The sequence below is a fragment of the Limosilactobacillus sp. genome, assembly GCF_040772465.1.
Taxonomy (GTDB): domain Bacteria; phylum Bacillota; class Bacilli; order Lactobacillales; family Lactobacillaceae; genus Limosilactobacillus.
Genome location: NZ_JAXGYB010000003.1, coordinates 135,032 through 161,158 on the forward strand (window position 1 = coordinate 135,032; position 26,127 = coordinate 161,158).

Sequence of the window (26,127 nt, forward strand, 5' to 3'; positions counted from 1 at the left end):
AAAAGCAAATGGACCAACTTAAGAAATATGATGACATGACGGCTAACAAAATGGCCAGTCATTTTTTCAGTGAACAGTATCATGATCCCGGTATCCAAAAATGGGGCGGCTTCCGCACCGGCCAGTGGATGCAATCAATTAAAAAAGAAGAGAAAAATCTGACAAAAGTATTGCATAATTGAGTTTGATTGGGTATACTATTAATCGTTGCTTAGGCAATGCAGATATTGGGCATTAGCCAAACTGGTAAGGCGGTGGACCCTGGATCCATAATTTGCTGGTTCGACCCCAGCATGCCCAATTACTTGACGTCAGCTATCAGCTGGCGTTTTTCTTTTACTTAAATTTGAAAGCCTTTTCTTCCAGGTTATTCAGCACTGGACTATAATTATTAGTGAATGAATTAACGAAAGGAAGATGTTTCATGAGTAAAAGCGCAGTTGTTTTCTTCTCTCGTACTGGTCATACAAAAGGCATTGCCGAAAAAGTTGCTCACAATACTGGTGCTGATCTATTGGAATACCAGGCAGCTCAACCCTACTCGGATGCCGACATCGATTGGCATAATGACAATTCCCGCGCTAATCGCGAAATGAACGACAGCAATGCCCGCCCAGCCATCGCTAACCAGCCCGATCTCAGTCGGTATGACACCATTTACCTGGGCTATCCCATCTGGTGGGGCCAAGCAGCCCGGGTCACAGACACTTTATTAGACACTGGTGCTTTGGATGGTAAGACTGTCTACCCATTCTGCACTTCTGGAAGCAGTCCCATTGACAAGAGCCTTAACGAACTCAAACAGATTCGGCCAGCAGTTAATTGGCAGGACGGCCGGCGCTTTGCAGCTGGCGCCAGTCAGCGTGAAGTGGATAGCTGGTTAGGCTAGGTTCATTACAATCAAAGATCCACCAACTTTCGTACAGAAAATTGGTGGATTTTTTTGTCAGCCCAAATAAGAATTTATTATATTACTAATAGACTGATAAGCTAAAATGCGTTGACAAAGCGCTTTCTTTTTGCCATTATTTTATTGAGTAGATAGCAGTATACTGCTAATGATATATCTACTGATAAAATACTTTTGGGAGGCAAAATAATGGGTCAAGAAAACCAAATTCAACCAACCAATTCAGAATTACCTGAATTACAGAAACACCTTTCCGCCGATCAGCTCAACCAAGCTAAACAATTGGCAACGCAATTGGCCGATGACAAAGCTAACACCATCCTTAACTATGGCAAGGATACCCAAGGTGAACTACTCGGCCATGAATGACCGAGCTTCTGGGAACACGAAGTAGTATTTGGGGTATTGCGCATGTATTCATGCTACCCAACTTACAGAACTTCGTTCTTTTACCATGGCTAGTCCCTAGCCAACGGCTTTTAATCCTCGATGTAAGATATTAACTGCCGCATTAATATCTCGATCGTGATGGGTACCACACTTGGGGCACGTCCATTCACGAATTTTCAATGGTTTAGGGCCACTGTTAAAGCCACATTTAGAACAGATGCGACTAGTGTCCTTGGCGTTGATGGTAATTAGCTTTTTACCATACCAAGTACACTTGTATTCCAGCATGATGCGAAACTGACGCCAACTAGCGTTGGCAATGGATTTAGCTAAGCAATGGTTCTTAAGAAGATTTTTGGTTTTCAAATCTTCAATCACAATTACATCGTAATGTTTCACTAAATTGGTGGTCAGCTTTTGCAAATAGTCTTGGCGTTTATTGGCCACTGCCTTTTGGTAACGGGCCTTGATCATTCTAGCTTTTTGCCAGTTTTGGTAATCATTCAAGTCTTCTTTGATAGTTTTATGGCTATGGTTCCACTGATTCACTGCCTCTTCAGCTAAGTCTTTTCGCCGGCTAAATTTTGATTGCCAGCGAGTGACCTGTTTTTCTTGCCAATGGGCGTTAAAAGTGGCATATTTTTGCCCCGTAGAAGCGATAGCTAGATCAGCTACACCTACATCAATGCCTACCGATCGGCCCGTTTTAGGTAGTGACTTAATCTCTGCTTCTACTTGCAGTGACAGGTAATAACGACCCGTCGGGTCGTAGCTAATCGTGTAACGCTTAATCTTGCTGTGGGCCAATTGGCCGGTCTTACTGGTACGAATACTACCCAGTTTTGGCAATTTCATGCGTCGCTTAGCTTCTACCTGACAAATGGAACGACCAGTATAGGCTTGTCGCAAGTGGTGTCGTGATTTAAAGCGCGGATAACCCCCACGATGCTTAAAGAGAGCTTTAAAGGCGAGAGCCAAATTATGGTTAACGACTAAAAAGCTGGTTGAATCGCTTAATTTTAAATAAGGATATTCTTGCTTTAAACGTTTCAAAAGGTAGTTCATGCCATATTCATTTACAAATTGGCTATGTGGATTGTTCTGATAGCGCTGTTGAGCCATGTCGAGCATTAAGTTCCAGACTTTGCGATCATTGCCAAACATCTGCCAAATTAAATTGATTTGAGTATGGTTAGGGTACAAACGAAGTTTGACCCCTTTAACTACTTTGACCATCGGATTTCACCTCTTTTCTACTGTTCTTTTTTACGCTGATCGTCAATATATTTAGCTACTGCTTGTTCATTTACGGCCCCGATGCTTTCCACATAGTAGCTGGGTGACCACAAATGACGGCCTTGTTGTTTCCAGTAACTAGTTTTCAGTTCAGGACATTGACGGAACAGCTGGTAAGCTGTAATGCCTTTGAGCCAACGAACAATGTTAGTCACTGATAATTTTGGTGGTGCGCTTACTAAGAGGTGAACATGATCGTCTTTGCCGATTTCCAAATGGGCAATATCAAAGCCATATTGTTTCGCAATATCTTGTACTAAGGCCTTAAATACCTCCTCTACATGGCCGGTAAGCACCTTATTGCGATACTTGGTACCCCAAATGATGTGGTAATTCAGATTATAGACAGATGTTCTCCCATATGTAAGCCTATTAGTATCTTTCATATCAATAATTATATCATATTTAAGTGAATCCATGTGTCCAAAGGACACAAAAAGAGGGCAATTCATCACGTCCTTAAAAGAACGTGTTTCCTTGCCCGTTTTCAAAAAAGCTATCTGCCCATCGTATGACGAGCAGATAGCTTTAATTATTTCATTATTAAATTTTAGTACCAACCATTAGCTTCCCAGTGAGCTTGAGCGTTAACCCATGAACCGTAACGCTGTGCCACGTACTGGTTAGCAACCCGTTCCTGGTTGGCTGGTGAGTAGTCACCGTTTAAGTAGCTAGCAGAAAGCTGGTACTTACCAACGTATTGACCATTTTGAGCATTGTAATTGCCACCAGATTCGCGTTGGGCAATCCAAGCCTTAGCTGCGGCTTCAGAACCTGACAGATTCTGGTCACTGCTGTTGCTTGATGAGTTAGAGCTATTGTTAGTCGTTGATGACTGACTAGAACTCTGACTGTTTTGACTAGTAGCGTTTGAACTCTGGTTAGCGTTAATTGCTGCTGGCAGAGTAGCAACTTGTTGAGCAGTGGCTTGTTGGATTTCACCATCGCTCTTAATCAGCAGCTTTTGGCCAACGTAGATTTTATTAATATCTTGGATGTTGTTCATCCGGGCCAGTTCATTAACCTTGCTGATATCGTTAGTGAACTTCATGGAAATCCCTGACAGGGTGTCACCACTCTGTACGGTGTAAATTGAGTCAGCGTGAACTGCGGCGGTCCCCGCAGCTACCCCAGCAGCCATAGCACCAACAGTTGCAATAACCTTCGTCAAGTTTTTCTTTAACATATATCAATAACCATCCTTTGGAAAAATGTTTATCTTGCTGTTCGTTTCAACAGCTATTATGATAGTCGTCTTATATTACGCAGAAGTAACAAACAAATATCGAATTTGCCGTTTTAGGTACTTTTTTGTAATGTTTTGTAACATTCTTCCATCAGAGAACTTAAAATTGTTTTAACTTTTCGTCCAAGAGCCCAATCTATCCCACTTTTTTGGTCTGCCTAAGTTTTAATTGGTCTATCTACCAATAAGACCAAAAAAAGACCGTTTTAAAGGTAAAAAAACTCAAAAAATTGTTTTTTGCCTCCAAAAAGGTCTTATTAATCAGCTTTATTACAGCTTTGTTGCAAAGTACTTTTCTAAGTAATCTGCGACACCGTCATCATCATTGCTTGAGGTATGGACATTGGCTGCATCCTTCATCGCTTGAATAGAGTTAGCCATTGCTACCCCCAGGCCATTGCCAGCCACAGCCGCCTTGGTCATTCCCAGATCGTTATCACCATCGCCAAAGGTCATCAAATTGGCAAACGTCATTCCAAAATGCTGGAGCAATTTTTCCAGACCCAAAGCCTTATCTACTTTGGGTGGAAGGTATTCCAGTACCACGGGCTGCGAACGGGTTACATGATAATCATTCTGAATGTCTTCTGGTACATTCTGCTCTGCCCGATCCAACACTTCTGGCTGAGCCGACATGATGATCTTACTGTAAAGGTCGTCCTTAGGCAGATCGTCCAAGGCAGCCTTGTGATAAGCAATGTTGTGGATGACGTGTGAATAATAAGAAGGTGTGTCCATTCCTGTCAGTTCAAACACTTCTGAGAAGTTGAGGACGTTCATCGGGAAATGCCCCGCCTTAGCGTAATCATAAACCGGCTTGAGCTTGTCATACGACATTCCTAACCGAAACAGTGATTCCTTAGTTGTATTGTTGATGACCAAACCACCATTGAAAGTGATAGTGTAATCATCTGCTTCGGTTAAGCCAAGTTGTTCAATGTAGTTCCAGATGGCGTTGATCGGCCGTCCAGTACACAAAACTACTTTAATCCCCTGATCATGCAATTTCTTTAAAACAGTCGTGTTGCGTTCACTAATCTCTTTTTTGCTATTCAGGAGGGTGTTATCCATATCCAAAGCAATCAGTTTAATCATGTTTTTCTCCTTTAATTATGTTTCAGAATTGTTGTGACGATCAAGCGGGTAAACTGAGCGTTCCCTTTGTCGTTCATATGAACCCCATCGGAAGCAAACCATTCCGGATGCTGTTTACTGAGGCCATACCAGTCAACTAAATAAACGTCTTTGCGCTGTTTTGCTACTTGCAAGATTTGTTTATTGACTGCAGCCTGCCAATCCTTGGTTGGAATGTGGGCATTAACCCAGTAAATCTGGTGATCCGGTCCAATGGCGTCCAGAATCTGTTGAACCGTTTGGGTAGTCATCGCCCCATTGGTACCAAGATTAACGACCACAATCTTTTGCAAGTGGTGATCGGCTTTCAGGTGGTTGATGACGTCTGGAGCTTCCGACCCCTGTCGGCCAACTTTGGCGTCAACATATGAGTGTGGCATTACTTCCTGCAAACTACCGGAAGCATCATCCATCACAGAATCCCCAATAGCAGTAACTTTCAGTTGACCTGCGCGACGCAGTTGGCTCGTCGATAAATCATACTTCTTTTTGACAGAATTGCTACTCGTGTTAACTACTGGCACCTTGCCTTCAGCCACCGCCTTGTTATGGGCTGCAGCTTGCTTATGTGAACGTTGGATGCGCTTCTGAACCGCATTAGCTTTTGGCGCTCTTTCCGGGCTTGCTAGACCGATGCCAGCCGTAGCAATCAAAACGATACATGGAATTGTGGTTGCCCACTCCTTCCAATGTCCAGACATATTCGTCACCCATCCTCTCAAAACGATCCATAAGTTTGTCCAATAAAAATGAGTCAACGGCCGCTCAATAAAACGATAAGAAACATCACTGATTAACAAGATAATGATAATTTCCACAACCGCATTGAGGTACGGGTGGTTACCGATTGGTATCCTCTGCTCGTAGAAAACCATTACCGGAAATTGGTAAACATAAATACCGTAGGAGCGACGACCTAACCAGGCAAACAGTGGGTTAGTCAGCCAACTATTCATCTGAGCACCAGGATGCACAATCGTGGCCAACAGTAGCATTCCAATTAAACTCATTAAAAACATCCCGCCACGGTAGGTCGATGCTGCAACCCCGCTCATCAAGAAGAAACTAACGATGGTTAAGCCAAGACCGATAATCCCAATTACGTCTAGTGTTAAGGCGCCGGATCGGTCAAGATTGGCACGCAGACGCCTACGCGGCCACACGAATGCCAACCATGAACCAAGCATGAGTGAAAATGCACGAGTATCAGTTCCGTAATAAACCCGGTTAACGTTAGCTGGGTTATACAAAACCGCCATTTCCACTGCAGAGAGAATCGCCAATACGAGCACTATCGACTGCACTGTCGAGCGATGCTTAAAGAACCGCAACAGTAGCCACAGAATGATAGGCCATAAGAGGTAGAACTGAATTTCGACCCCCATTGTCCACATGTGGGTAAATGGAGATTGGGCCGCAAAACGATCAAAATAAGACTGACCATGCAAAATTTCCCACCAGTTGTAGACACCTAACACATTCGTCAGGAAAATGGCCCTCAATTGATGCAGTAATGGTCGCGCAAAAACAGTAATATAGGCACTCGTCGCAACCAACATCGTCAATAAGGTCGGGTACAAGCGCTTAATGCGTCGGATATAAAAATTGCCAACATCCAAATTACCAAAGGTGTCCCATCGATGGAGCAACTGATCAGTGACAAAGTAGCCTGAAATCAGCAAAAACAGTGGAACTCCCAAATAACCACCACGCATCACAGATGGTAAGAGGTGGTAAACAATTACACCAATAACTGCCAGAGCACGTAAACCGTCAATTCCAGTTACAAAGTGCCGGTGTCCCCCCATTTGTTCTTCAGTAAACGCGGGCTCAATCCGCATGATTGTCTCCTCCAAATACTTTAAAGCTCAAACTTACTTGTACTATTATAGCGATCACCAACGTTGCCGTATAGGCACGTAGAGCATTTTTTCAAATTATTTTACATTTAAATTGTCCCACCCAAAAGAGCAAAAACGACTCAAAAGAAATCAATTGATTTCTCTTGAGTCGTTCCTTATTTTATTCAGCTATTAATCTACCGACACCGGTGCCTTCTCTGGTACTGGCTTACCATTGACAATTGGCGTCCCAACTGGTGTCCCGGCTTCAGCCAACTTCTTCTTAGCAGTGGCCATCATCAGCCGGATCCGGTTCAATTGGTTAACGATTGACGAACCTGGGTCGTAGTCAATGGCGGTGATGTTGGCGCCCTTAAAGTCACGCCGCATCTCCTTCATCATCCCCTTGCCGACAACTTGGTTCGGCAGACAACCAAACGGCTGCATGCAGATGATGTTTGGCACGCCGGAGTTCAACAATTCAATCATTTCACCAGGCAGGAACCAACCTTCACCGGTTTGGTTGCCCAGGGAAAGAACCCGGCTGGACTGCTTAGCAATTTCCTTGAATGGGGTGATCCCTTCAAAGTGCTTGGAAGCCCGCAGAGCCTTGTCCAGTGGCTTTTCACAGTGGTTGATCAGTGAGAGGCCAAACTGTGCGAAGAGCCGTGCCTTCGTGGTCCCACCTAAATGTTGGTAACGATAAATCTGGTTGACCAATGAATACTCCATGAAGCCAACGATGTCAGGAACAACGGCTTCGGCACCTTCGCGTTCGATCGTGCCCACAACGTCGTTATTGGCAATTGGTGAGTACTTAACCAGGATTTCACCGACAACCCCAACCTTTGGCTTAACCACTTCATTCATCGGCAGATTGTCAAAGTCGTGGATGATAGCCTTGATGTTCTTGCGGAACATCCGGAAACTACCAGACTTGATATCCGGTTGAATCCGTTGCAACCATTCGTGGTGGAGCTTGTTTGCCGAGCCCTTGACGGCTTCGTAAGGTCGAGTCCGGTAAAGAACCCGTTCGAAGAGGTCCCCGTAGAGGAAGGCCACAGCTACCCGCTTCAGCAACGGTAAGGTAAAGGTAAAGCCTGGTGTATCTTCAACTCCCTGGTTACCCATTGACAATGAAACGATCGGCACTTGACCGAAGCCCGCGTCAGCGACCGCCTTCCGAATCAGCGGAATGTAGTTGGTTGCCCGGCAGCCACCACCGGTTTGGGTCATCATGATGGCCGTCTTGTTGACGTCGTACTTGCCAGACTGCAGTGCTTCAACCAGCTGGCCAATTGAGATGATAGCTGGGTAGCAAGCATCATTGTTAACGTACTTTTGACCTACATCAACGGCATGGTGGTCCTTGATTGGCATCTGCACGACGTTGTAGCCGGAAGCACGCAATGCCGTATCGATCATTCCAGCCTGGTGAATTGGCGACATCATTGGCAGGAGGATCGTGTAACCCTTTTGCTTCATGTCTTTAGTAAAGGAAACCGGCTTTGGTGCATCAGCCAACTTCTTCGGTTCGATGTGCCGTTCTTCACGTTCCTTAACAGCAGCCTTCAATGAACGCAGACGAATCCGAATAGCACCCATGTTAGTTCCTTCATCGATCTTCAGGGCCGTGTACAATTTGTTGTGACGTTCCAGAATTTCTTCGATCTGGTCGGAGTCGATCGCGTCGATCCCGCAACCGAATGAATTCAGTTGGACGAATTCAAGGTTTGGTGTCTTGGCAACAACCTTGGCGGCAGCGTAAAGACGGGAGTGGTACATCCACTGGTTGACAACCCGCAGTCCACGAACATTGCCCAAGTGTGAGATAGAGTCTTCAGTCAGGACATTAAAACCTTCTGAAGTCATGATCTTGGCGATCCCGTGGTTGATCTGAGGGTCCAAATGATATGGACGACCAGCAAGGACAATCCCCCGTTCACCGTTTTCACGCAGGGCGATTAGGGTTTCTTCACCGCGGTCCTGAATCTTCTTCTTAAAGTCGGCCAGAGCAGCATAACCGTCTTCCAGTGCTTCGCTGACTTCTTTTTCGGTCACGCCAAGGTCCTTAAAGCATTCGTACAGGTTCTTAGCCGTTGACTTATGGTCGGCTAAGTTCAGGTATGGGTCACGGTAGTCAACTTTACCATTGCGGATTTCGTCGACGTTGTTCTTGATGACCTGTGGGTAAGACTGCACGATCGGGCAGTTGTAATGGTTTTGGGCGTTCTTATCTTCTTCCCGTTCAAAAACGACGGCCGGGTAGAAGATCCGCTTGAAGCCGTGGTCAATCAAGGCTTGGATATGACCGTGAACCTGCTTAGCTGGGTAGCAAACCGTATCGGAAGGAATGGTTTCCATACCCTTCTGGTACTGACGTTCACTGCTCTTTGGGGAAAGGACGGCCCGGATCTTCAGCTTATTGAAGAAGGTAACCCATAATGGGTAATCTTCGTACATGTTCAATGCCCGTGGCATCCCGATCATCCCGCGAGTAGCTAACTTCTTCCGCAGTGGACGGTAAGAGAAGAGCAACTTGTACTTTTCCTCAACCAGGTTGATCTTACCATTTTCCTTGTGGGTATGGAGCTTCAGCCCCCGTTCAACCCCACGTTCACAACGGTTGCCAGTGACAAACTTCCGTCCGTCATTGACCGTCGTGATCGTCAGCAGACAGTTGTTTTCACAACCACCACAGTGACGGTGTTCCTTGGTCAGCTTAAGGTTAGCCATCTGGTCAACCGAAAGCATTTGGGTCTTATCACCCTTCTTGTAGGCGTGTTGAGCGATCAGAGCAACCCCGTAGGCACCCATCAGGCCGGCGATGTTTGGCCGAATGACGTCGACACCCGCGATCTTTTCGAAGGCCCGCAGAACAGCGTCATTGTAGAAAGTCCCACCTTGGCAGACGATGTGCTTCCCCATGTCTTCAGGTTTCCGCATCTTGATTACCTTGAAGAGGGCGTTCTTGATGATTGAAACGGACAGACCGGCAGAAATGTCACCGATCGTTGCCCCTTCCTTTTGTACCTGCTTAACCTTAGAGTTCATGAAGACGGTACAACGTGAACCGAGGTCACAAGGGTCTTTGGCCAATAATGCCTTCTGGGCGAAGTCCTTGATGTCATACTTGAGGCCCTTAGCAAAGGTTTCCAGGAAGGAACCACAACCAGAAGAACAAGCTTCGTTTAATTTAATAGTAGAAAGTGCCCCGTTCTTAACCTGCATCGCCTTCATATCCTGGCCACCGATGTCGAGGATGAAGTCGACGTCTGGTTGGAAGTAGTGGGCGGCACGGTAGTGAGCCACCGTTTCAACTTCGCCGACGTCCACGTTGAGGGCATTCTTAATCAGGTGTTCCCCATAACCGGTAACTGCAGCCTTACCAATCACAACGTCCTTTGGCAACTTGCTATGAAGATCGCGCATAATCTGTTCGGTCTTCTTAAGTGGATCACCATCGTTGCTGTCGTAGAAGGTGTACAGGATCTTCCGGTCTTCAGACATCAAAACAACCTTGGTCGTCGTCGAACCAGCATCGATCCCCAAGAAAGCAACGCCATGGTAGGATTGCAAGTCACGCGATTCCACCCGGTCTTTAGCGTGACGTTTACGGAATTCTGCCAGTTCTTCTTCGTTCTTGAAGAGCGGCTGTAGAGCGTGAGACGGTTTCAGCATGGAGTCGTCACCGTTCTTGATCAGCTTCAGCAAACCGTTCAAGCTGGTGACCGGCTGATCCTTAGCGTAGATTGCGGCACCCATGGCCACGAAGAGTTGTGGTGATTCTGGGAAGATAACCTGCTCCGGCTTCAGGTCCAGAGTAACGATGAACCGTTTCCGCAGCTGGTCCATGAAGTACAGCGGACCACCCAAGAAGGCGACGTTACCTTTAATCTTGTGACCGGCAGCCAGACCGGCGATCGTTTGGTTAACGACGGCCTGGAAGACACTAGCAGCGATGTCCTCTTTACGGGCACCATCGTTGATCAGGGGTTGAACGTCAGTCTTAGCAAAAACCCCGCAACGACTAGCGATTGGGTAGATGGTCTTGGCATCACGAGCCAACTTGTTCAAACCAGCCGCGTCAGTATCCAGTAAAGTGGCCATTTGATCGATGAAGGCCCCGGTACCGCCGGCACAGCTCCCGTTCATCCGTTGTTCCAGGGAATCGCCGAAGAAGGTGATCTTGGCATCTTCCCCACCGAGTTCGATTGAAACATCCGTCTGAGGAATTACTTCTTCAACCGTCTTGGTGCAGGCAATTACTTCTTGAACAAACTTCAGCTGCAAGAGATTGGCCAGGCCCATTCCGCCAGAACCAGTGATAGTGAATGAAATTGGGGTGTCGCCACCGATTTCTTCCACCGCTTCTTTTAATACTTTTTCACTTGCGTGTTTGACGTCAGAGTAGTGCCGTTCATAACGGGCAAACTTCTGGTTATCATCCTTATCAGTAATGACCAACTTGACCGTTGTCGAACCAACATCAATCCCGCCATATAGTCGTTCTTCGCTCATTCAAAAGCCTCCAACTGAATTTACATTGCTTCGTCAGTCAGCATTCACTGACCCATGTTGAAATTTATTTTAGCGCTAAGATCGGCAAAGTTGTCCGTCAATTTCCGGCACTTTGTCGGTTAGCCAACACTTTGTTGGTTAGTGTTGTATAATTAAAGAAAATGTAACATTTTGTAAAGGAGTGAGCGTAATGACTAAAAAAATGGATATCCGTGTCGTTCGGACGCGACAGAATATCATTCAAGCTTTTGTCGATTTAGCAAACGAAGAAGGAATCGATGTGGTAACCGTCCAGCAAATCGCGGACCGGGCAATGATCAACCGGGCCACTTTCTACGCTCACTTCACCGATAAAGACGATCTCTATGAACAAGTCTTTCGTTTAGCAATGGGAACTTTTTCTCCCCTGCGGGCGCCCGAATTATTCCGTCACGGCCACATCCAAGCTGAACTCGTTACGGAACGGCTGGCCGGCGTCTTCAAGGAAGTTAAACGGCAACGAAAGATTTTCCTGTTGATTCTGAATAACACAAATTCCACTAAACTCTTGGATCAATTAAAGCAGATGCTGAAATCTAATATTACCGGCGTCTTACTGAAACTCGGTATTCGTCGCAATAGCAACGTCCCGGCCGAACTGGTTCTCACTTACCTGGTCTCCACTTTCATCGGGGTGCTCCAGTGGTGGTTGAGAACAGACACCCGGATGTCAGCTAAACAACTGGCCAAGCTGTACGTCGAGCTGATGCGCAATGGGCACTTGAAGTTGGTGGGTATCAAAGTTGAATAAGAAAACAGAGCATGACGGGAAGCTAAGTAAAGCTTCTGATCATGCCCTGTTGTCGTTTGTAGTGAATTTAACCAATATGATTTTCCTTCAAAATAGCCGCAACATACTTATCTGCTTGCGGAGTTCGTTTCCACTCGTCCCAATGGTCCATATCTTCAGTCTGCATCTTATAGTGGGTATTTACGTAGTGTTCATACTTCTGCACCATTTGGGTATGCGGAATGTTAAGTTTCAAAATCCGTACTTCTTTGATAAAACCACGATCAGCTGCGAGTTCTGCCCGGCCATTATGGACCATATTGCCGATTTCATAATACTTAGTCCCATCCTTCCTAGTAATTTCTTCGATCATGTCTAAAACTTCGTGTTGTTCTTCCATTTTTTCACTCTCTTTCATTTCCATTATACATTGGCCAGTATCAACATTGTGAAGCCTTCATTTTCCTTTTACTTATTTCGCAGTATAATAGTAGTCGATGAACTATATGGGGAGATGTAATATTGAAAAAAAGAAGAATGGTGCTTGCTACAGCTGCCGTGCTAGCAACTGTGGCTCTAGGAACCAGCGCCAATGCCGATTCCCAAACTACTGCGCCGACTAATACTAATACAACGAGCACAACTGTCGTTGTCCAAAATCAGTCAGCAAAGAATAACCAAACGACAACTAGTCTAGATAATCAACAATTAGTCGCTTCCAATGCCCAAACTACATCGGCAACAAATTCTGATCAACAAACCAATCAAAATAGTCAAGCGACTAATACTAATCAGGTACACAAACGCCACAGGCCATTGCACCTGCGCCAGCAACTACTAGCAGTCGTCCACAAAATGGCTGGTACAAGGACAACAATAATACTTGGTACTTCTACCAAAATGGCCAAGCCTTTAATCGTGGTTGGTTCCAGTCACCATACAGTGGCACCTGGTACTACTTTTACAATAATGGCAAGGCAGCTTCTGGTTTAACTCGTATTAATAATCAAACCTTCTACTTTGATCCATCTAACGTCTGGACTGACACCGGTTGGCAAAAGATCAATGGATCATGGTATTACTTTGATCCATACCATGACGGCAATTATGGAGCTGCCAAGACGGGCTGGCAATTAATCAATAACAGCTGGTATTATTTCAACAACCAAGGTGCGGCTGAAACTGGTTTCCAGTACATTAATGGTCAGCGTTATTACATGGACCCTACTAATGCTTGGATGAGAACCGGTTGGATTAGCGTTAATGGCACCTGGTACTATGCTTTTGGCAGCGGTGCACTAGCTCGTTCCGGCTGGCAACTCATCAACCGCAGCTGGTACTACTTCAACAACCAAGGTGCGGCTGAAACTGGCTTCCAGTACATTAACGGTCAGCGTTATTACTTTGATCCTGCTAACGCTTGGATGAGAACCGGTTGGATTAGCGTTAATGGCACCTGGTACTATGCTTTTGGCAGCGGTGCACTTGCTCGTTCTGGCTGGCAACTCATCAACCGCAGCTGGTACTACTTCAACAACCAAGGTGCGGCTGAAACTGGCTTCCAAACTATTAACGGTCAAGAATATTACTTCGACCTCAATAACGCTTGGATGAAAGTTGGCTGGTTCTTAGTTAATAACACTTGGTACTATGCCTTTGGCAGCGGTGCTTTAGCACATTCTGGCTGGCAGCTGATCAACGGTTCATGGTACCTGTTTAACAACTACACCATGGATGCCAATGGATTCTTCACGGACAATCAGAAACGGACATATTACCTCGACGGTGCTGGTCACTACAAGACTAACGCTTGGTTACCGATTAACGGACACTGGTACTTTGCTCAAGGCGACGGTTCCTTAGCTGATACCGGCTGGTACTGGTGCAATGGCGCTTGGTACCTTTTCCGGGCACACCGGATGCTGACTGGCTGGCAAACAGATAGTCAAGGACGTCGATTCTACATTAACAATAGTGGCCATTATCTGACTGGTCGTTTCAATGTTGATGGCAAGTGGTACTATGCTGATAACAGCGGTGCTGTTCGCTAAAATATTGAATAAATACAATAAATTAGGATTTCCGAACTGTTCACGCAATTCGGAAATCCTTTTTTATACAAAAAGCATGGTTCGCGATGCGGACCATGCTTTTGTTATCTTTTTGTCTTTATTCAGCTTTGACGACTTACCGCCATTCAGCACGTGCCGGACGGTAAACGTATTGGGTAGGATGACCAGCGTAGTTCCAGTATTGATTGTAGTCAATTTCATTTACAGCTTGTCCACTCCGACCATTGGTGTAATTGGATACAGCAATGCATTGTGGATCGTTGCCGAAGGTTGAAATAACCATTGCAACGTTGTCAGAACCATATGGATCCCAGAGTACAACATCACCGTGTTGAACCTGGTAGCGTCCGGTTCCCTGATATACTTGCTGGTAACCATTAGCAACTAAGTAGTTGCCAAGTTCATCAGTGCGGTACAAATGACTATATGCACCACACCCCGAATCACGCAGTGCTTGGGTCATTGCACCAGCAGAGTTAGCAGTACCATCACTACCGTTGCGAGACCCACCATTAGCTCTGTAAGTCAAACGGCCCATCCGAGAACGGAACCAGTTAATCAAGCGAGCGGAATAGTTAGCAAGGGTCCCGTCAGCATTGAAGTAGTAACGAGCACCATTAATCGTTTGCCATCCTGTGACCATCACACCACTAGCATTGAAGTAGTAGTCAGCCAATTGACCACCGTTCCAGCTCAATGAAGCCCACCGGTTAGCGTACATGTTGGCATTGGTTGAATCAAAGTAGAACCAACGGTTGCTGCCATTCCATGAAATCTGTTGCCAGCCAGTCTGGGCGGCCCCTTGGTCATTGAAGTAGTACCAGTTGTTGTTAATATATTGCCAGCCAGTTTCGGCATTGCCATTGTTAGCAAAGTAATACCAACTAGTGACACCATTATAAGGCAAACGTTGCCAACCGGTCAGTGCACGGCCGGTGTTTGGATCAATGTACTGGTGACCAGTCCAACCCGTGGATACACGGTGGTTAACAACCGTAATCAATGTACCATTGGCTAAGGTGTATGAACCATTTGCCAGCGATGACAGGTCAACAACACCATCAGCACCTACCGTCAAATGAACGTTGCTGACATCGATGGCTGATCCATCAGCTGCGACACCACGTGTCAACGTAATGGTTTCAGTGTTCAATGAGCCACCATCACCAGAGAAGTCCATCAAGTGACCATTCTCTACAAAGATACCAGTTTCCTGTGCACCAGAGGCGTTGAAGTAGTAGTGAGAACTGCCAATCCGCGTGTTACCAGTTGCCATTTGACCGAAGTTAGCGCTGTTCGGATCAGTGAACATGTAGTAGCGACGGCCATTGATCGTCTGCCAACCGGTCATAATCGAAGCATAGTGACCATCATGGTTTGGATCCATGTAGTACCAATGACCACCTACTAAGTTCCAACCACCGTTTAACATCCAAGCATTGGTTGGGTCGAAGTAGTACCAGTAATTACCAACGGCCTGTAAACCGCTGTATGACTGACCATTTGAGGTGTTGAAGTAGTACCAGCGACCATTGATGGCTTGCCAACCGGTCAATGCTGCACCAAAGCTGCCATTATGGTTTTGGTTAAAGTAGTACCAGTGACCATTGATGTGTTGCCAGCCAGTCAGCATCCAAGCATTCGTTGAATCGAAGGCAAAAGTCTGATTGCCAATTTGGTGAACACCAGTGTAGGCAGCAGCGGTGTCAGTATTGAAGTAATACCATTGACCATTGATGACTTGCCAGCCAGTCAGGGCTGCGCCATAAGTGCCTTGGTTACCACGATTGAAGTAATACCAAGTACCGTCGACACGTTGCCAACCGGTCAACATCCAGGCATTGTTTGTATCAAAAGCATAGGTCTGGTTGCCAATTTGATGAATTCCCGTGTAGGCAGCAGCAGTGTCAGTATTGAAGTAATACCAACTACCACCGATTAATTGCCAACCAGTCAAAGCTGCACCATAAGTTCCTCGATGACTTGGATTGAAGTAATACCACGTACCATTGATACGTTGCCAGTTAGTATCCATGGCACCAAAGTAACCATTATGGTTTGGATTCAAATAGTACCATTGACCATTGATTTGTTGCAATCCAGCTTCCATCGTGGTGTCTGTTGGATTGAAGTAGTACCAATGGCCACCCAACAATTGCCAGTTCCGTAAAGCCCAGGCGTTCGTTGGATCAAAGTAGTACCAGTATGAACCATGGTTGTTGGCACCACTCACTGCTTGCCAGCCAGTATCTGCCCAAGCATTTTGGGGATCAAAGTAATAAACATTGCCATTGATAGCCATCAAACCTGTTTGAGCCCGACCATCATTAGTGCTGAAGTAGTACCAACGGCCATTGATTCGCTGCCAACCGGTACGAGCAACACCGTTGGCAAAGTAGAACCAGCTATTATCAGTTTGTGACCAACCATTAGTAACGGTGTTAGTTGCGTCACTGCCCCAAACAATGTTACCGTCAGCATTACGTTCCATTTCTGAAGCTAAAGAATTAGTAGCCGTGCTCCGCGGAGTTTGCGGTGCGGAGGAGCTTGCAGCACTACTGGATGCACTAGTGCCAGATTGACCAGAGCCACTATTGGTAGTTGAAGAAGTACCACTTTGGTGGGCTGATGAGTTATGTCCACTAGCTGCATTGCTGTTGGCATTTGATGAAGATGCATGTGACGTAGTCCCACTATTAGCATGACTCGTCGTTTCAGCCGAACTGCTTGCTGCAGAAGTGCCAGTTGTTGATGAAGCATGACTAGCAGAAGCTGTGCTCGAGCTAGTAGCCGATGAAGAAGTGCCAGATGCAGCGTGACTTGCTGCTGTAGAACCTGATTGACTTGCACCAGAAGCAGCCTGGTTTGCTTGGTCAGCAGCCGGAGCTGGTACGGTTACTTGTGCATTAGCATTGACCTGGTCGGCGTTGGCCACTGCTGAACCTGCTGCAACACCAAAGGCCACGATCATTGCCGTTAACCATAATTTACCTGCTTTATATAACTTGTAATGTTCTTTTCTCACGATTTGACCCTCCATAAAAAAACTGGATAAATCTGAACTAATTATAAAACCTTGACGTTAAGATTGAAAGCGAATCATCTGCTATAAAAGTGCTTATAGACGTGCTGTCAACTTCACATCCGGGTACTTTTGCTTGAACCAATTTTCCGCAAAGTCATTTTCAAAGAGGAATAGCGGCTGGTCGTTAATGTCCTTGACCAACATATTCCGGGATGACGCCATCTTCGGGTCCAGTTGGTCTGGATCAACCCAGCGAGCGGTCTTATGACCCAATGGTTCCATAATGACTTCTGAATTATATTCATTCTTCATCCGGAACTGGAAAACTTCAAATTGCAGCTGACCGACAGCCCCAAGGATGTAGTCGTTCGTACCCCAGGAACGATAAAGTTGGACGGCTCCTTCCTGAACCAACTGGTTGATTCCCTTGTGGAAGGACTTTTGCTTCATCACGTTCTTGGCATTGACGCGAACAAAGAGCTCCGGCGTAAACTGTGGCAGCTTTTCAAATTTGATGTCCTTCTTACCGGTATAGATGGAATCACCAATTTGAAAATTCCCGGTGTCATAAAGACCGATGATATCACCAGCCACCGCCTTATCGACGTTTTCCCGGGTATTGGCCATGAATTCAGTCACGTTGGAAAGCCGTAGCTTTTGCTTGGTCCGCTCCAAGGTGACATCCATCCCCTTGTCGAATTCACCAGAGCAAATCCGCACGAAGGCGATCCGGTCACGGTGGCGTGGGTTCATGTTGGCCTGAATCTTGAAGACGAAGCCGGAAAATTCGGGATCCAGCGGCTCAATCGGGTCACCATCTTCTTGTTTATGTCCTGTCGGGGCCGGAGCAAATTTGAGATAAGTTTGCAGGAAAGTGCGAACCCCGAAGTTCGTCAATGCCGAGCCAAAGAAGACGGGCGTTTGGTCCCCAGCAGCGATTTTATCCGGATCGAACTGGTTACCAGCCGCTTCCACCAACTCCATGCCGTCGACGGCTTCCTGCCAAGCACTATCGTCAGCCAACGGATTGTCACCGTCAACCTGACCATCATCTTTCAGCGGCAGGTAGGGATTCTTTTCGTCCTGAGGGTGCGTTAAGGCGACGCGCTTGTTATAGCGGTCGTAGATTCCCATGAAGCCCCGACCCATGCCGATCGGCCAGTTCATCGGGTAGGTTTCAATGCCAAGGACGTCCTCGACTTCGTTACAAAGGTCCAGCGGATCACGGGAATCACGGTCCAACTTGTTCATAAAAGTAAAGATCGGAATACCCCGCATCTTACAGATCTTGAACAGTTTCTTGGTCTGCGGTTCGATCCCCTTTGCTGCGTCGATCACCATCACAGCCGAATCGACGGCCATCAGGGTCCGGTAAGTATCTTCGGAGAAGTCCTCGTGCCCTGGCGTGTCCAGGATATTGATCCGCTTACCTTCAAAGTCGAACTGCATCACTGAACTGGTAACGGAAATCCCACGCTTTTGTTCAATGGCCATCCAGTCGGACTTGGCGAAGTTACCGGTCTTACGGGCCTTAACCGTTCCGGCTTGCCGCACCACCCCACCAAAGAGCAGCATCTGCTCAGTAATCGTCGTTTTACCGGCGTCTGGGTGTGAAATAATGGCAAAAGTGCGCCGTTTATTAACAGCCTTAGCTAAGTCTTGTTTGCTTGTCATAATATTCCTTTCTAATAATGATGTCTGTTTCGACATTTAAAATTAATTTCAATTAACGGGTACTTATTAGGTAGAACTAATTAATTATAGAAAGTTTCCCGATCGATGTAAATATCATCGCTCACAGATCCTTGACAAAGTGAGCAGCTCGCTCCTAATATATTGATGTGTTCAAAATATAGAAAGAAGAATTAAAAATGAACAGAGCATCCCTGATCGTACTGCAAGCACTGATCCTCCACCCTGATTTCACCCAACGCGAACTATCTGACCAACTCGGTTTTTCGCTGGGTAAGGTTAATAACGCCATTAAAAACTTAAAAGAAACAGGCATCTTAGCTAATGACCACCAGCTCACCGCCAAGGGACAGCAATTAATCAAAGCTCACCGTCCCCAACACGCGGTCATTCTCGCCGCTGGTTATGGCATGCGGATGGTTCCGATCAACACCGAGCAACCTAAAGGGCTCTTGGAAGTCCATCACCAGACGCTCATCGAACGGCTCATTGACCAGCTACACGCTGGCGGTGTCAACCAGATTGACGTCGTCGTCGGTTTTATGAAGGAACATTTTGAGTTTCTCAGCGACCAAGCGGGGATTAACTTAATCGTCAATTCCCATTACCACGACCGCAACAATCTCTATTCTTTATCGTTGGTCGATCCGCAGCACTTAAGCGACGCTTATATCATCCCCAGCGATATCTGGTTTCAGAACAACCCGTTTCGCAAATGCGAACTCTATCCCTGGTACATGGTCAGTGACCACATCACCAGCGGTCAAGAATGGTACTCCACGAAGGCGCACACATTTAAAGCTGCTGATGATCAACACTTAGGTAACGTTCCGGTTGGCCTGGCTTATTTGACTGCGGGTCTGGCTAAATCGTTAGCTACCCAGCTAAACAAAGATGCGGCCAATCCCCAGTGCTTCAATGATTTCTGGGAACACTCCCTCGAAGAATCTACGTGGAGACAGATGTCTAGCCGCATCATTGCTGATACGGACTTTGCTGAAATCAATACCTATGAACAACTGCTCAACCTCGACGCTAACTCTAACCACCTCAACAGTGAAGCAATTGATATTATCACCAAGACACTAGGCATTAAACGGCACGACATTCACCACATCACCGTGATGAAGAAGGGGATGACCAACCGCTCGTTCATGTTTACCGCTGGCGCCCACCGTTACATCATGCGAATCCCAGGTGCAGGAACCAACCAACTGATCAATCGCCAGCACGAAGCTGCCGTCTACCAGGCGATCCAGCCACTGGCAATCTCCGAACCAGTCTTGTACATCAATCCCCGCAATGGTTACAAGCTCAGCCGCTTCATCCCCCATTCACGTAACTGTGACGCTAATAACTGGGATGATGTGCAGCGTTGCATTGACTTGCTGCATGACTTCCATAATCGGGGAGTCAAAGTCGACCACCAATTCGACCTCTTCGACCAGATCGACTTTTACGAAGGGCTGCGTCACGGTCAACCGTCAGCTTACCGTGATTATGACCAGGTTAAGGCAGCCGTCCTGGCATTGCGTTCCTTTATCAAGGAGCACCGTGACCAGTGTACCCTCTGCCATATCGACGCTAACGCCGATAACTTCTTATTTGCTAAACAGGAAGACGGGAGAGAAAAGCTGCACCTGATCGACTGGGAATACGCGGGGATGCAGGACCCTCACCTGGATATTGCCATGTTTGCGGCTTATTCGATGTATGATCGTGCATCCGTCGACCACCTGATCGATTGCTACTTCCACAACGACTGCCCAGAGGATATCCGCACCAAAATCTACGCTTACTTAGCAGCTGCGGGCTTGCTCTGGAGCAACTGGTGTGAATACAAACAGACACTGGGGCTCGACTTTGGCGAATACTCGATTGCCCAATACCGCTTTGCCAAAAACTACTCGCAAATTGCTGCTCAACGCATTAAGGAGGCACAGTCCAATGACTAACCATGTAAACAATGCCATTATCATGGCCGCCGGTTTCGGCACCCGAATGCGACCGCTCAGTTTAGAAACCCCGAAACCGCTGATTGAAGTGGGTGGTCAGCCGATGATCGAATCTGTTATCAACGCCCTTCACCAAAATGGCATAAGTGAAATTTACGTCGTCGTCGGATACCTCAAGGAAAAGTATGACTATCTGCCGCATAAATACAGTGATGTTCACCTAATCGACAACCCATACTATGCCAAAGCCAACAACATTTCATCACTGTACGTGGCTCGTGAACACCTTAATAACACCATCATTCTCGACGGCGACCAGTTGATCAACAACCCCGCCGTCCTCCAACCTGATTTTGAGCGTTCTGGTTATAACTGTGTCTGGACACCAGGCCACACCGACGAATGGCTACTGACGGTCAGCGATGACAAAGAAGTCATCCACTGTGACCGTGATGGTGGCGAGCACGGTTGGCGTCTCTACAGCGTCTCACGCTGGAATCAGCAGGATTGCCAAACGCTGCGACATTGTCTTGTCAGCGAATTTAAGAAAAAACAACACACCGACATCTACTGGGATGACGTTGCCATGTTCTGCTGCCCGGACCAGTTCCACCTCACCGTCTACCCGATGCAGCTCGGTGACGTGCGGGAAATTGACCGCCTCGAGGACTTAGTCAAACTCGAACCACGTTACCAGCATTTCCTCGATCTCAAAAAGAAGGAAGCCCATGATGAACAAGCATAATTTGCGCCATCAATTAAACATTCCGGCGATGGGAGCGCCGATCGCAACGATCATCCTCCTCTGCCTGATTTTCTTGACGTGGCCGCTACAATCTAACAAAGTCCTGCAGACAATCAGATATTTCCTGGGAAATAAGTTGATGAATTTCTACCTCTGGGTAGCGATCATCTTCCTGGTTGCCAGCATCGCGGTTGCCTGCTCGAAGTATGGGAAAATCCGTCTAGGGAATGATGATCACCCACGTTACCCGACCTGGCGCTGGGGAACAATGATCTTCACCTCGACCATGTCGGCTGACGTGATTTTCTATTCTCTCTGCGAATGGGCAATGTACGGCAACGACCCCTACATTCGGCAACAACCGCACGGTCTCCGCGATCTCAGCCTGACTTATTCCCTGTTCCACTGGGGACCGCTCGCCTGGGGATTTTACATCATGCTGGCCGTGGCTTTTGGCTATATGCTACACGTCAAAAAGGATAATCAGCAGCGTTTTTCAGAGGCTTGCCGCCCGTTGATCGGTCGCTGGGTTGACCACTTGCCCGGACGAATCATCGACTTCATCGCGATCGTCGCCCTGGTTGCCGGAACCGCGACAACCTTCTCCATGTCGATGCCGCTTTTGTCGGCTGCCATCAGTAAGGTCTTCGGTATCCACGACGGTCTTTACCTGTCGATCATCATGCTGCTTCTGGTCGCCACCATCTACACCGTCACCGTTATCTTTGGGACGAACGGAATCGCCCACCTGGCTACTATCTGTTCTTTTTTCTTTCTGGCTCTCATTCTTTATTTCTTCCTGGCTGGCGGTCAGGAAGGATTTATTATCCACAACGGTGCTCACTCTTTAGCTAGCCTAGTTAAAAATTTCCCAGCGATGGCTGCCTTCACCGGTCCCGCCATGAAGCGACACTTCATGCAAAACTGGACCGTCTATTACTGGTCTTACTGGATGGTCTGGAGTGTCGCAACACCGTTTTTCATCGCCATGATCAGCCGGGGACGTACTATCCGCAACGTCGTCTTCGGCGGTTACTTCTGGGGACTGGCCGGTACTTATATTTCATTTTTGTCTCTGGGTGGTTACGGCATCAGCCAACAACTGAGTCATCACGTTCACGTCTTGCAAGACGTTGCTAATCACGTTCCCTACGCCCAGTCAATTATTGCAGTTTTTCAAACCCTGCCGTTTCCGAGCTTAGCGTTGATCTTGCTTGTCCTAACCATGGTTGGCCTTTACTCAACCGTTTTTGACGGGATTACGATGGTCGTCTCCGCCTATTCTTACCACTACCTTGCCCCTGAAGATGAGCCAGATAAGCGGGTGCGCGTTTTCTGGGCAATTACCTTTATTCTGATGCCAATTGCTTTGATCTTGATGCACGGTTCTATTTACGATCTGCAATCGGTTGCTATCATCGCCGCCTTGCCGATCGGCATTGTGATGTTGATGATTTTAATGTCGTTCTTTAAGGATATAATAGAAACAAATCAAGGGGACGGGAGGCAAAAGTAGTGAAACGCATTCGCAACAACTTGATTAGTGGGATTTTATTGTGGTGGACTCTTACCGCCATGATTTTCTGGACTAATCACCCTGGCATCATTCAATATCCGGGTGGGAGTCTCCATGCAGCAGCTGGACAAATTCTTCATGGGGCCATGCTAATCGGAATTGATCTATTAGTATTGTCTTTAGGACGAGTCGCTCAACAGCAAAGGGCCAAATCACTAATCAGTGATGGCATCCAATCATGGATGATTATCGTGTTGACAGGGATTGTAGCAACTTTAGTTCTCGCCCTTCACCGTATCTTTAGCCTGACCAACTTTTACCAGGCCTTATTCCCGTTACTCCACAACACCTATCCTTTGCTCAGCGGAGTTTTCCTGGGCCTGTTAATAATGGTGTTGATGGATAATCATTTCAAACAAACTCGCATGTCCACTGCTTTCCTGCTTTGGTTGCTACTCATTATTCCCTTTGTCTTTGGTATCAATATGTTCCACTGGAATTCAGGGAATAATCCGCTGCTGTACACCGTTCTCTTCTTATTAGGTGATGTCGCACCACAATGTAATGATCAACATCATCACATTGGCAGAGTTGTTTTTGTTGGAATCGCTGGATTGATTTTGATGGGGTTAATGCCCGCTATTTCGACACTAATTCATAGTGATTCCAGTACAGCTGCCCGTTTTACGACGCTAGCCAGTCCCTTGCTGGTCTATGTCTCTTGGGCCATTATTCAGATGCCATCGTTTCAGCAAACATCATCCAACTTTCCAAACCTATTAAACTGGTTATCCGCTGCCTTAGCTCTAACAACCAACCCTGCGATGAAAACAGAATGTCAAAATTTTCTCAACGGTCATGCTGGCAGTTCAACTACTAAGCTTTTAGTTGTATCTTTTGTCCTAGCTCTAGCCTTTGCCATTGCAGGTGGATGTTGGGATTTGATCTTAACCTGGTTATCTCAACGCTGCCGGTTAAATACCCGACTCCATGGCTGGATCAAGCCGCTTGATCTAGATCAACCGCTTCCCTGGATCAGCCGCCAACGTGTTAGCTTACAGCAATGGTTATTCAAACATCGACCAACACTGATCGCACTAATCGTCGCCTACTGCCTATCCATTCTTTCTTTTCTTTTGATGAACAACAGCTGGCGGATTACTCCTAACGTCGGCAGTTCGCACAATATATTCCTGCTGACCTTTTTCCAGTGTCAACCGATGATCATCCTGACGACGATCATTCTCTTTGCTTTTAACATGTTTCTTTGGGCAATCACCAGACACTATTTTGTCGGTGTCATGGTTTCCGATGCACTGATGATTATCTGGATTTTTGCGAACTGGATGAAGATTCGTGCACGCAATGAACCAGTGATGCCTTCTGAACTCAAAATGGTGAGTGTCTGGGGCAGTCTCATTCAAATGACCGGTCTTGCGACTATCATTACCGTCATCATCCTGATAATCATCTTAATTGCCATAATCATTGTGTTGGAAAGGCAGCATGGGCAACAGGCGCCAAAGCGTTGGGCCAGTATCGCCGCAATTCTCATTTTGCCGCTCATTCTTCTATCTAGTGTGCGCTGGAACCACCAATCTTCTGTTTTCCACACTATTTTGTCGGGATCTGGGGATGACCCGATGTTTTACAACCAGCTATCAGGTGCCCGGGTTAACGGTCCTGTTGTTCAGTTTTTGAACAATATCGACATCACCGTCATGAATCGACCACACGGTTATTCCAAAGCCGCAATGATTAAAATCCGTAGACGCTACCAGACTAATGCTCGGCAAATTAATGAGGGACGGACCAACAAATTGTCCCAGCAAACAATCATTTTTAATCTCAGTGAATCACTAGCTAATCCACGCCGTGTTCCTGGCGTTCACATGGCCAACAATCCACTGCCTAAAATGGACCGAATTAAACAAGCTAACACTAGTGGCCTGATGATCAGTTCTGGCTATGGTGGAGGAACGGCTAACATGGAATACATGACGCTGACTGGCTTCGCTTTAGCCAACTTTTCACCAACTTTGCCAACCCCTTATACACAGTTAGTCGGCTCGTTAGCAAATAATCCATCAATTGTTGGCTCTTTCAAACACTCAACTGCTATTCACCCTTACCTCGGCACATTCTATAATCGTGAGCAAGTCTACCAGAAATTTGGCTTTCAACGTTTTTACCATCTCAACGGCAGTTACCCGATCAGGCATCAACAACGCATTGACCGCAGCCCTTACCTGTCTGATCAAACAGCCTATGCTAATGTGATGGATCAGTTGAAACGGCAGCATCATGGGCAGTTCATTCAACTAGTGACAATGCAAAACCATTTCCCATATACCCAGAACTTCTACAATGGCCACCACCAATTTAAGGCCACTGCAGATGCGGGTACGAACATCAATGCACTAGAAGATTACAGTGTAGGCATTCATCACACTGATTCTGCCGTCAAGACTTTCCTGCAACGGATCGATAGGATTCAGCGGCCTATCACCATCGTTTTCTACGGTGATCATCTACCAGGTGGCATCTATGGCAACAGTTTGCAGAAAGACGGTTTGAAACTTCACGAAACGGACTACTTCATTTATTCCAATCGCTACGCCAGAAATCACGGTGCCCACCAAAAGATGTTAAAAACAGTCGGCTTTGTCGACCCCAACGATTTTATTGCAATGGTTGCCCAGCAAACCAACTCTAAAGTGGACTGGTACCAAGCTATGTTGACACATATTTGGAAGCAGCTACCGGCCTTTGCTCTCAACACGGAGCAATCATCTACCAATAGCTACAACACTAATGCCCAATTTATTAACCAGCATGGAAAAATTGTTAATTCACGCCACTTTAATAAGCAGCAAAAACAACTGTGGCATGACTACCAGTTGGTTCAATATGATGTCACGGCTGGTCACCATTATTTGATAAGAAATGGCCAACTCAAATAATAGAAAATAGTTCGACCCTCTCGGTTGCAGTGCAGCTGAGAGGGTCGTTTTT

The 26,127-nt window shown here is 46.6% G+C and carries 18 protein-coding genes and 1 tRNA gene; 10 read left to right on the forward strand and 9 right to left on the reverse strand.

Annotated elements, in window-relative coordinates; all coding sequences use genetic code 11:
* The first annotated feature begins 8 nt into the window (after positions 1 to 8).
* From AB3114_RS04310 to AB3114_RS04325, 4 genes are all read left to right on the forward strand, one after another.
* A complete protein-coding gene (locus AB3114_RS04310) occupies positions 9 to 182 on the forward strand; it encodes a hypothetical protein (RefSeq protein WP_367342034.1) in 174 nt (57 codons plus the stop codon).
* Positions 183 to 228: 46 nt separating this feature from the next.
* A tRNA-Gln gene (locus tag AB3114_RS04315) sits at positions 229 to 301 on the forward strand.
* Positions 302 to 424: 123 nt separating this feature from the next.
* Positions 425 to 889 (forward strand): flavodoxin, encoded by a 465-nt coding sequence (locus tag AB3114_RS04320; RefSeq protein ID WP_367342035.1) that lies wholly within the window; start codon positions 425 to 427, stop codon positions 887 to 889.
* 210 nt (positions 890 to 1,099) lie between these two features.
* Positions 1,100 to 1,279, forward strand: coding sequence for a hypothetical protein (locus tag AB3114_RS04325; RefSeq protein WP_367342036.1), 180 nt, complete (start codon positions 1,100 to 1,102; stop codon positions 1,277 to 1,279).
* A gap of 96 nt (positions 1,280 to 1,375) precedes the next feature.
* Here AB3114_RS04325 and AB3114_RS04330 read toward each other — a convergent pair whose 3' ends face one another.
* The 6 genes from AB3114_RS04330 to AB3114_RS04355 form a co-directional block, all read right to left on the reverse strand.
* Positions 1,376 to 2,536, reverse strand: coding sequence for an RNA-guided endonuclease TnpB family protein (locus AB3114_RS04330; RefSeq protein WP_367342037.1), 1,161 nt, complete (start codon positions 2,534 to 2,536; stop codon positions 1,376 to 1,378).
* Positions 2,537 to 2,553: 17 nt separating this feature from the next.
* Positions 2,554 to 2,982, reverse strand: coding sequence for an IS200/IS605 family transposase (gene tnpA, locus AB3114_RS04335; RefSeq protein WP_367342038.1), 429 nt, complete (start codon positions 2,980 to 2,982; stop codon positions 2,554 to 2,556).
* Positions 2,983 to 3,146: 164 nt separating this feature from the next.
* A complete protein-coding gene (locus AB3114_RS04340; protein ID WP_367342039.1) occupies positions 3,147 to 3,782 on the reverse strand; it encodes a LysM peptidoglycan-binding domain-containing protein in 636 nt (211 codons plus the stop codon).
* Positions 3,783 to 4,112: 330 nt separating this feature from the next.
* The gene (locus tag AB3114_RS04345; RefSeq protein WP_367342040.1) at positions 4,113 to 4,937 is read right to left on the reverse strand and encodes a Cof-type HAD-IIB family hydrolase; all 825 of its coding nucleotides are present in this window, start codon (positions 4,935 to 4,937) and stop codon (positions 4,113 to 4,115) included.
* 11 nt (positions 4,938 to 4,948) lie between these two features.
* Positions 4,949 to 6,817 (reverse strand): acyltransferase family protein, encoded by a 1,869-nt coding sequence (locus AB3114_RS04350; RefSeq protein ID WP_367342041.1) that lies wholly within the window; start codon positions 6,815 to 6,817, stop codon positions 4,949 to 4,951.
* Between the two features lie 192 nt (positions 6,818 to 7,009).
* Positions 7,010 to 11,338: an acyl-CoA dehydratase activase-related protein gene (locus tag AB3114_RS04355; protein WP_367342042.1), complete on the reverse strand. Its 4,329-nt coding sequence runs from the start codon at positions 11,336 to 11,338 to the stop codon at positions 7,010 to 7,012.
* Positions 11,339 to 11,528: 190 nt separating this feature from the next.
* Between AB3114_RS04355 and AB3114_RS04360 the strand changes: the two genes are divergently transcribed.
* A complete protein-coding gene (locus AB3114_RS04360) occupies positions 11,529 to 12,128 on the forward strand; it encodes a TetR/AcrR family transcriptional regulator (protein ID WP_367342043.1) in 600 nt (199 codons plus the stop codon).
* 67 nt (positions 12,129 to 12,195) lie between these two features.
* Here the strand turns inward: AB3114_RS04360 and AB3114_RS04365 are convergent, their stop codons facing one another.
* Entirely contained in the window at positions 12,196 to 12,507 is a 312-nt protein-coding gene (locus AB3114_RS04365) for a hypothetical protein (RefSeq protein WP_367342115.1), read from the reverse strand.
* Positions 12,508 to 12,922: 415 nt separating this feature from the next.
* Here AB3114_RS04365 and AB3114_RS04370 point away from each other — a divergent pair, with 415 nt between their 5' ends.
* Positions 12,923 to 14,158: a hypothetical protein gene (locus AB3114_RS04370; protein WP_367342116.1), complete on the forward strand. Its 1,236-nt coding sequence runs from the start codon at positions 12,923 to 12,925 to the stop codon at positions 14,156 to 14,158.
* A 136-nt stretch (positions 14,159 to 14,294) separates the two neighbouring features.
* On the opposite strand, the gene AB3114_RS04375 is transcribed toward AB3114_RS04370, so the two are convergent.
* Together AB3114_RS04375 and AB3114_RS04380 are read right to left on the reverse strand one after the other, a co-directional pair.
* Positions 14,295 to 17,204, reverse strand: a complete 2,910-nt coding sequence (locus AB3114_RS04375; protein WP_367342044.1) for a KxYKxGKxW signal peptide domain-containing protein — start codon at positions 17,202 to 17,204, stop codon at positions 14,295 to 14,297.
* Positions 17,205 to 17,297: 93 nt separating this feature from the next.
* Positions 17,298 to 18,878 (reverse strand): peptide chain release factor 3, encoded by a 1,581-nt coding sequence (locus tag AB3114_RS04380; RefSeq protein ID WP_367342045.1) that lies wholly within the window; start codon positions 18,876 to 18,878, stop codon positions 17,298 to 17,300.
* A gap of 197 nt (positions 18,879 to 19,075) precedes the next feature.
* Here AB3114_RS04380 and AB3114_RS04385 point away from each other — a divergent pair, with 197 nt between their 5' ends.
* From AB3114_RS04385 to AB3114_RS04400, 4 genes are read left to right on the forward strand one after another with little or no spacing between them, the layout of a single operon-like run.
* The gene (locus AB3114_RS04385) at positions 19,076 to 20,851 is read left to right on the forward strand and encodes a phosphotransferase (protein WP_367342046.1); all 1,776 of its coding nucleotides are present in this window, start codon (positions 19,076 to 19,078) and stop codon (positions 20,849 to 20,851) included.
* On the forward strand, positions 20,844 to 21,596 hold the full coding sequence (locus AB3114_RS04390; protein WP_367342047.1) for an NTP transferase domain-containing protein: 753 nt from the start codon (positions 20,844 to 20,846) through the stop codon (positions 21,594 to 21,596). Before AB3114_RS04385 ends, AB3114_RS04390 begins: the two co-directional genes overlap by 8 nt.
* Complete coding sequence (locus AB3114_RS04395) at positions 21,583 to 23,112, forward strand: BCCT family transporter (protein WP_367342048.1); 1,530 nt, start codon at positions 21,583 to 21,585, stop codon at positions 23,110 to 23,112. The genes AB3114_RS04390 and AB3114_RS04395 overlap by 14 nt, the downstream gene beginning before the upstream one ends.
* Positions 23,112 to 26,075 (forward strand): LTA synthase family protein, encoded by a 2,964-nt coding sequence (locus AB3114_RS04400; RefSeq protein ID WP_367342049.1) that lies wholly within the window; start codon positions 23,112 to 23,114, stop codon positions 26,073 to 26,075. The genes AB3114_RS04395 and AB3114_RS04400 overlap by 1 nt, the downstream gene beginning before the upstream one ends.
* Positions 26,076 to 26,127: the final 52 nt, after the last annotated feature.

Bases quoted from the DNA above. Each gene is read 5' to 3' on its own strand.
- AB3114_RS04350 (WP_367342041.1), bottom strand. From the start codon at position 6,817: ATGCGGATTGAGCCCGCGTTTACTGAAGAACAAATGGGGGGACACCGG.
- AB3114_RS04345 (WP_367342040.1), bottom strand. From the start codon at position 4,937: ATGATTAAACTGATTGCTTTGGATATGGATAACACCCTCCTGAATAGC.
- AB3114_RS04365 (WP_367342115.1), bottom strand. From the start codon at position 12,507: ATGGAAGAACAACACGAAGTTTTAGACATGATCGAAGAAATTACTAGG.
- AB3114_RS04310 (WP_367342034.1), top strand. From the start codon at position 9: ATGGACCAACTTAAGAAATATGATGACATGACGGCTAACAAAATGGCC.
- AB3114_RS04325 (WP_367342036.1), top strand. From the start codon at position 1,100: ATGGGTCAAGAAAACCAAATTCAACCAACCAATTCAGAATTACCTGAA.
- AB3114_RS04355 (WP_367342042.1), bottom strand. From the start codon at position 11,338: ATGAGCGAAGAACGACTATATGGCGGGATTGATGTTGGTTCGACAACG.
- AB3114_RS04330 (WP_367342037.1), bottom strand. From the start codon at position 2,536: ATGGTCAAAGTAGTTAAAGGGGTCAAACTTCGTTTGTACCCTAACCAT.
- AB3114_RS04340 (WP_367342039.1), bottom strand. From the start codon at position 3,782: ATGTTAAAGAAAAACTTGACGAAGGTTATTGCAACTGTTGGTGCTATG.
- AB3114_RS04320 (WP_367342035.1), top strand. From the start codon at position 425: ATGAGTAAAAGCGCAGTTGTTTTCTTCTCTCGTACTGGTCATACAAAA.
- AB3114_RS04380 (WP_367342045.1), bottom strand. From the start codon at position 18,878: ATGACAAGCAAACAAGACTTAGCTAAGGCTGTTAATAAACGGCGCACT.
- AB3114_RS04390 (WP_367342047.1), top strand. From the start codon at position 20,844: ATGACTAACCATGTAAACAATGCCATTATCATGGCCGCCGGTTTCGGC.
- AB3114_RS04395 (WP_367342048.1), top strand. From the start codon at position 21,583: ATGAACAAGCATAATTTGCGCCATCAATTAAACATTCCGGCGATGGGA.
- tnpA (WP_367342038.1), bottom strand. From the start codon at position 2,982: ATGAAAGATACTAATAGGCTTACATATGGGAGAACATCTGTCTATAAT.
- AB3114_RS04360 (WP_367342043.1), top strand. From the start codon at position 11,529: ATGACTAAAAAAATGGATATCCGTGTCGTTCGGACGCGACAGAATATC.
- AB3114_RS04385 (WP_367342046.1), top strand. From the start codon at position 19,076: ATGAACAGAGCATCCCTGATCGTACTGCAAGCACTGATCCTCCACCCT.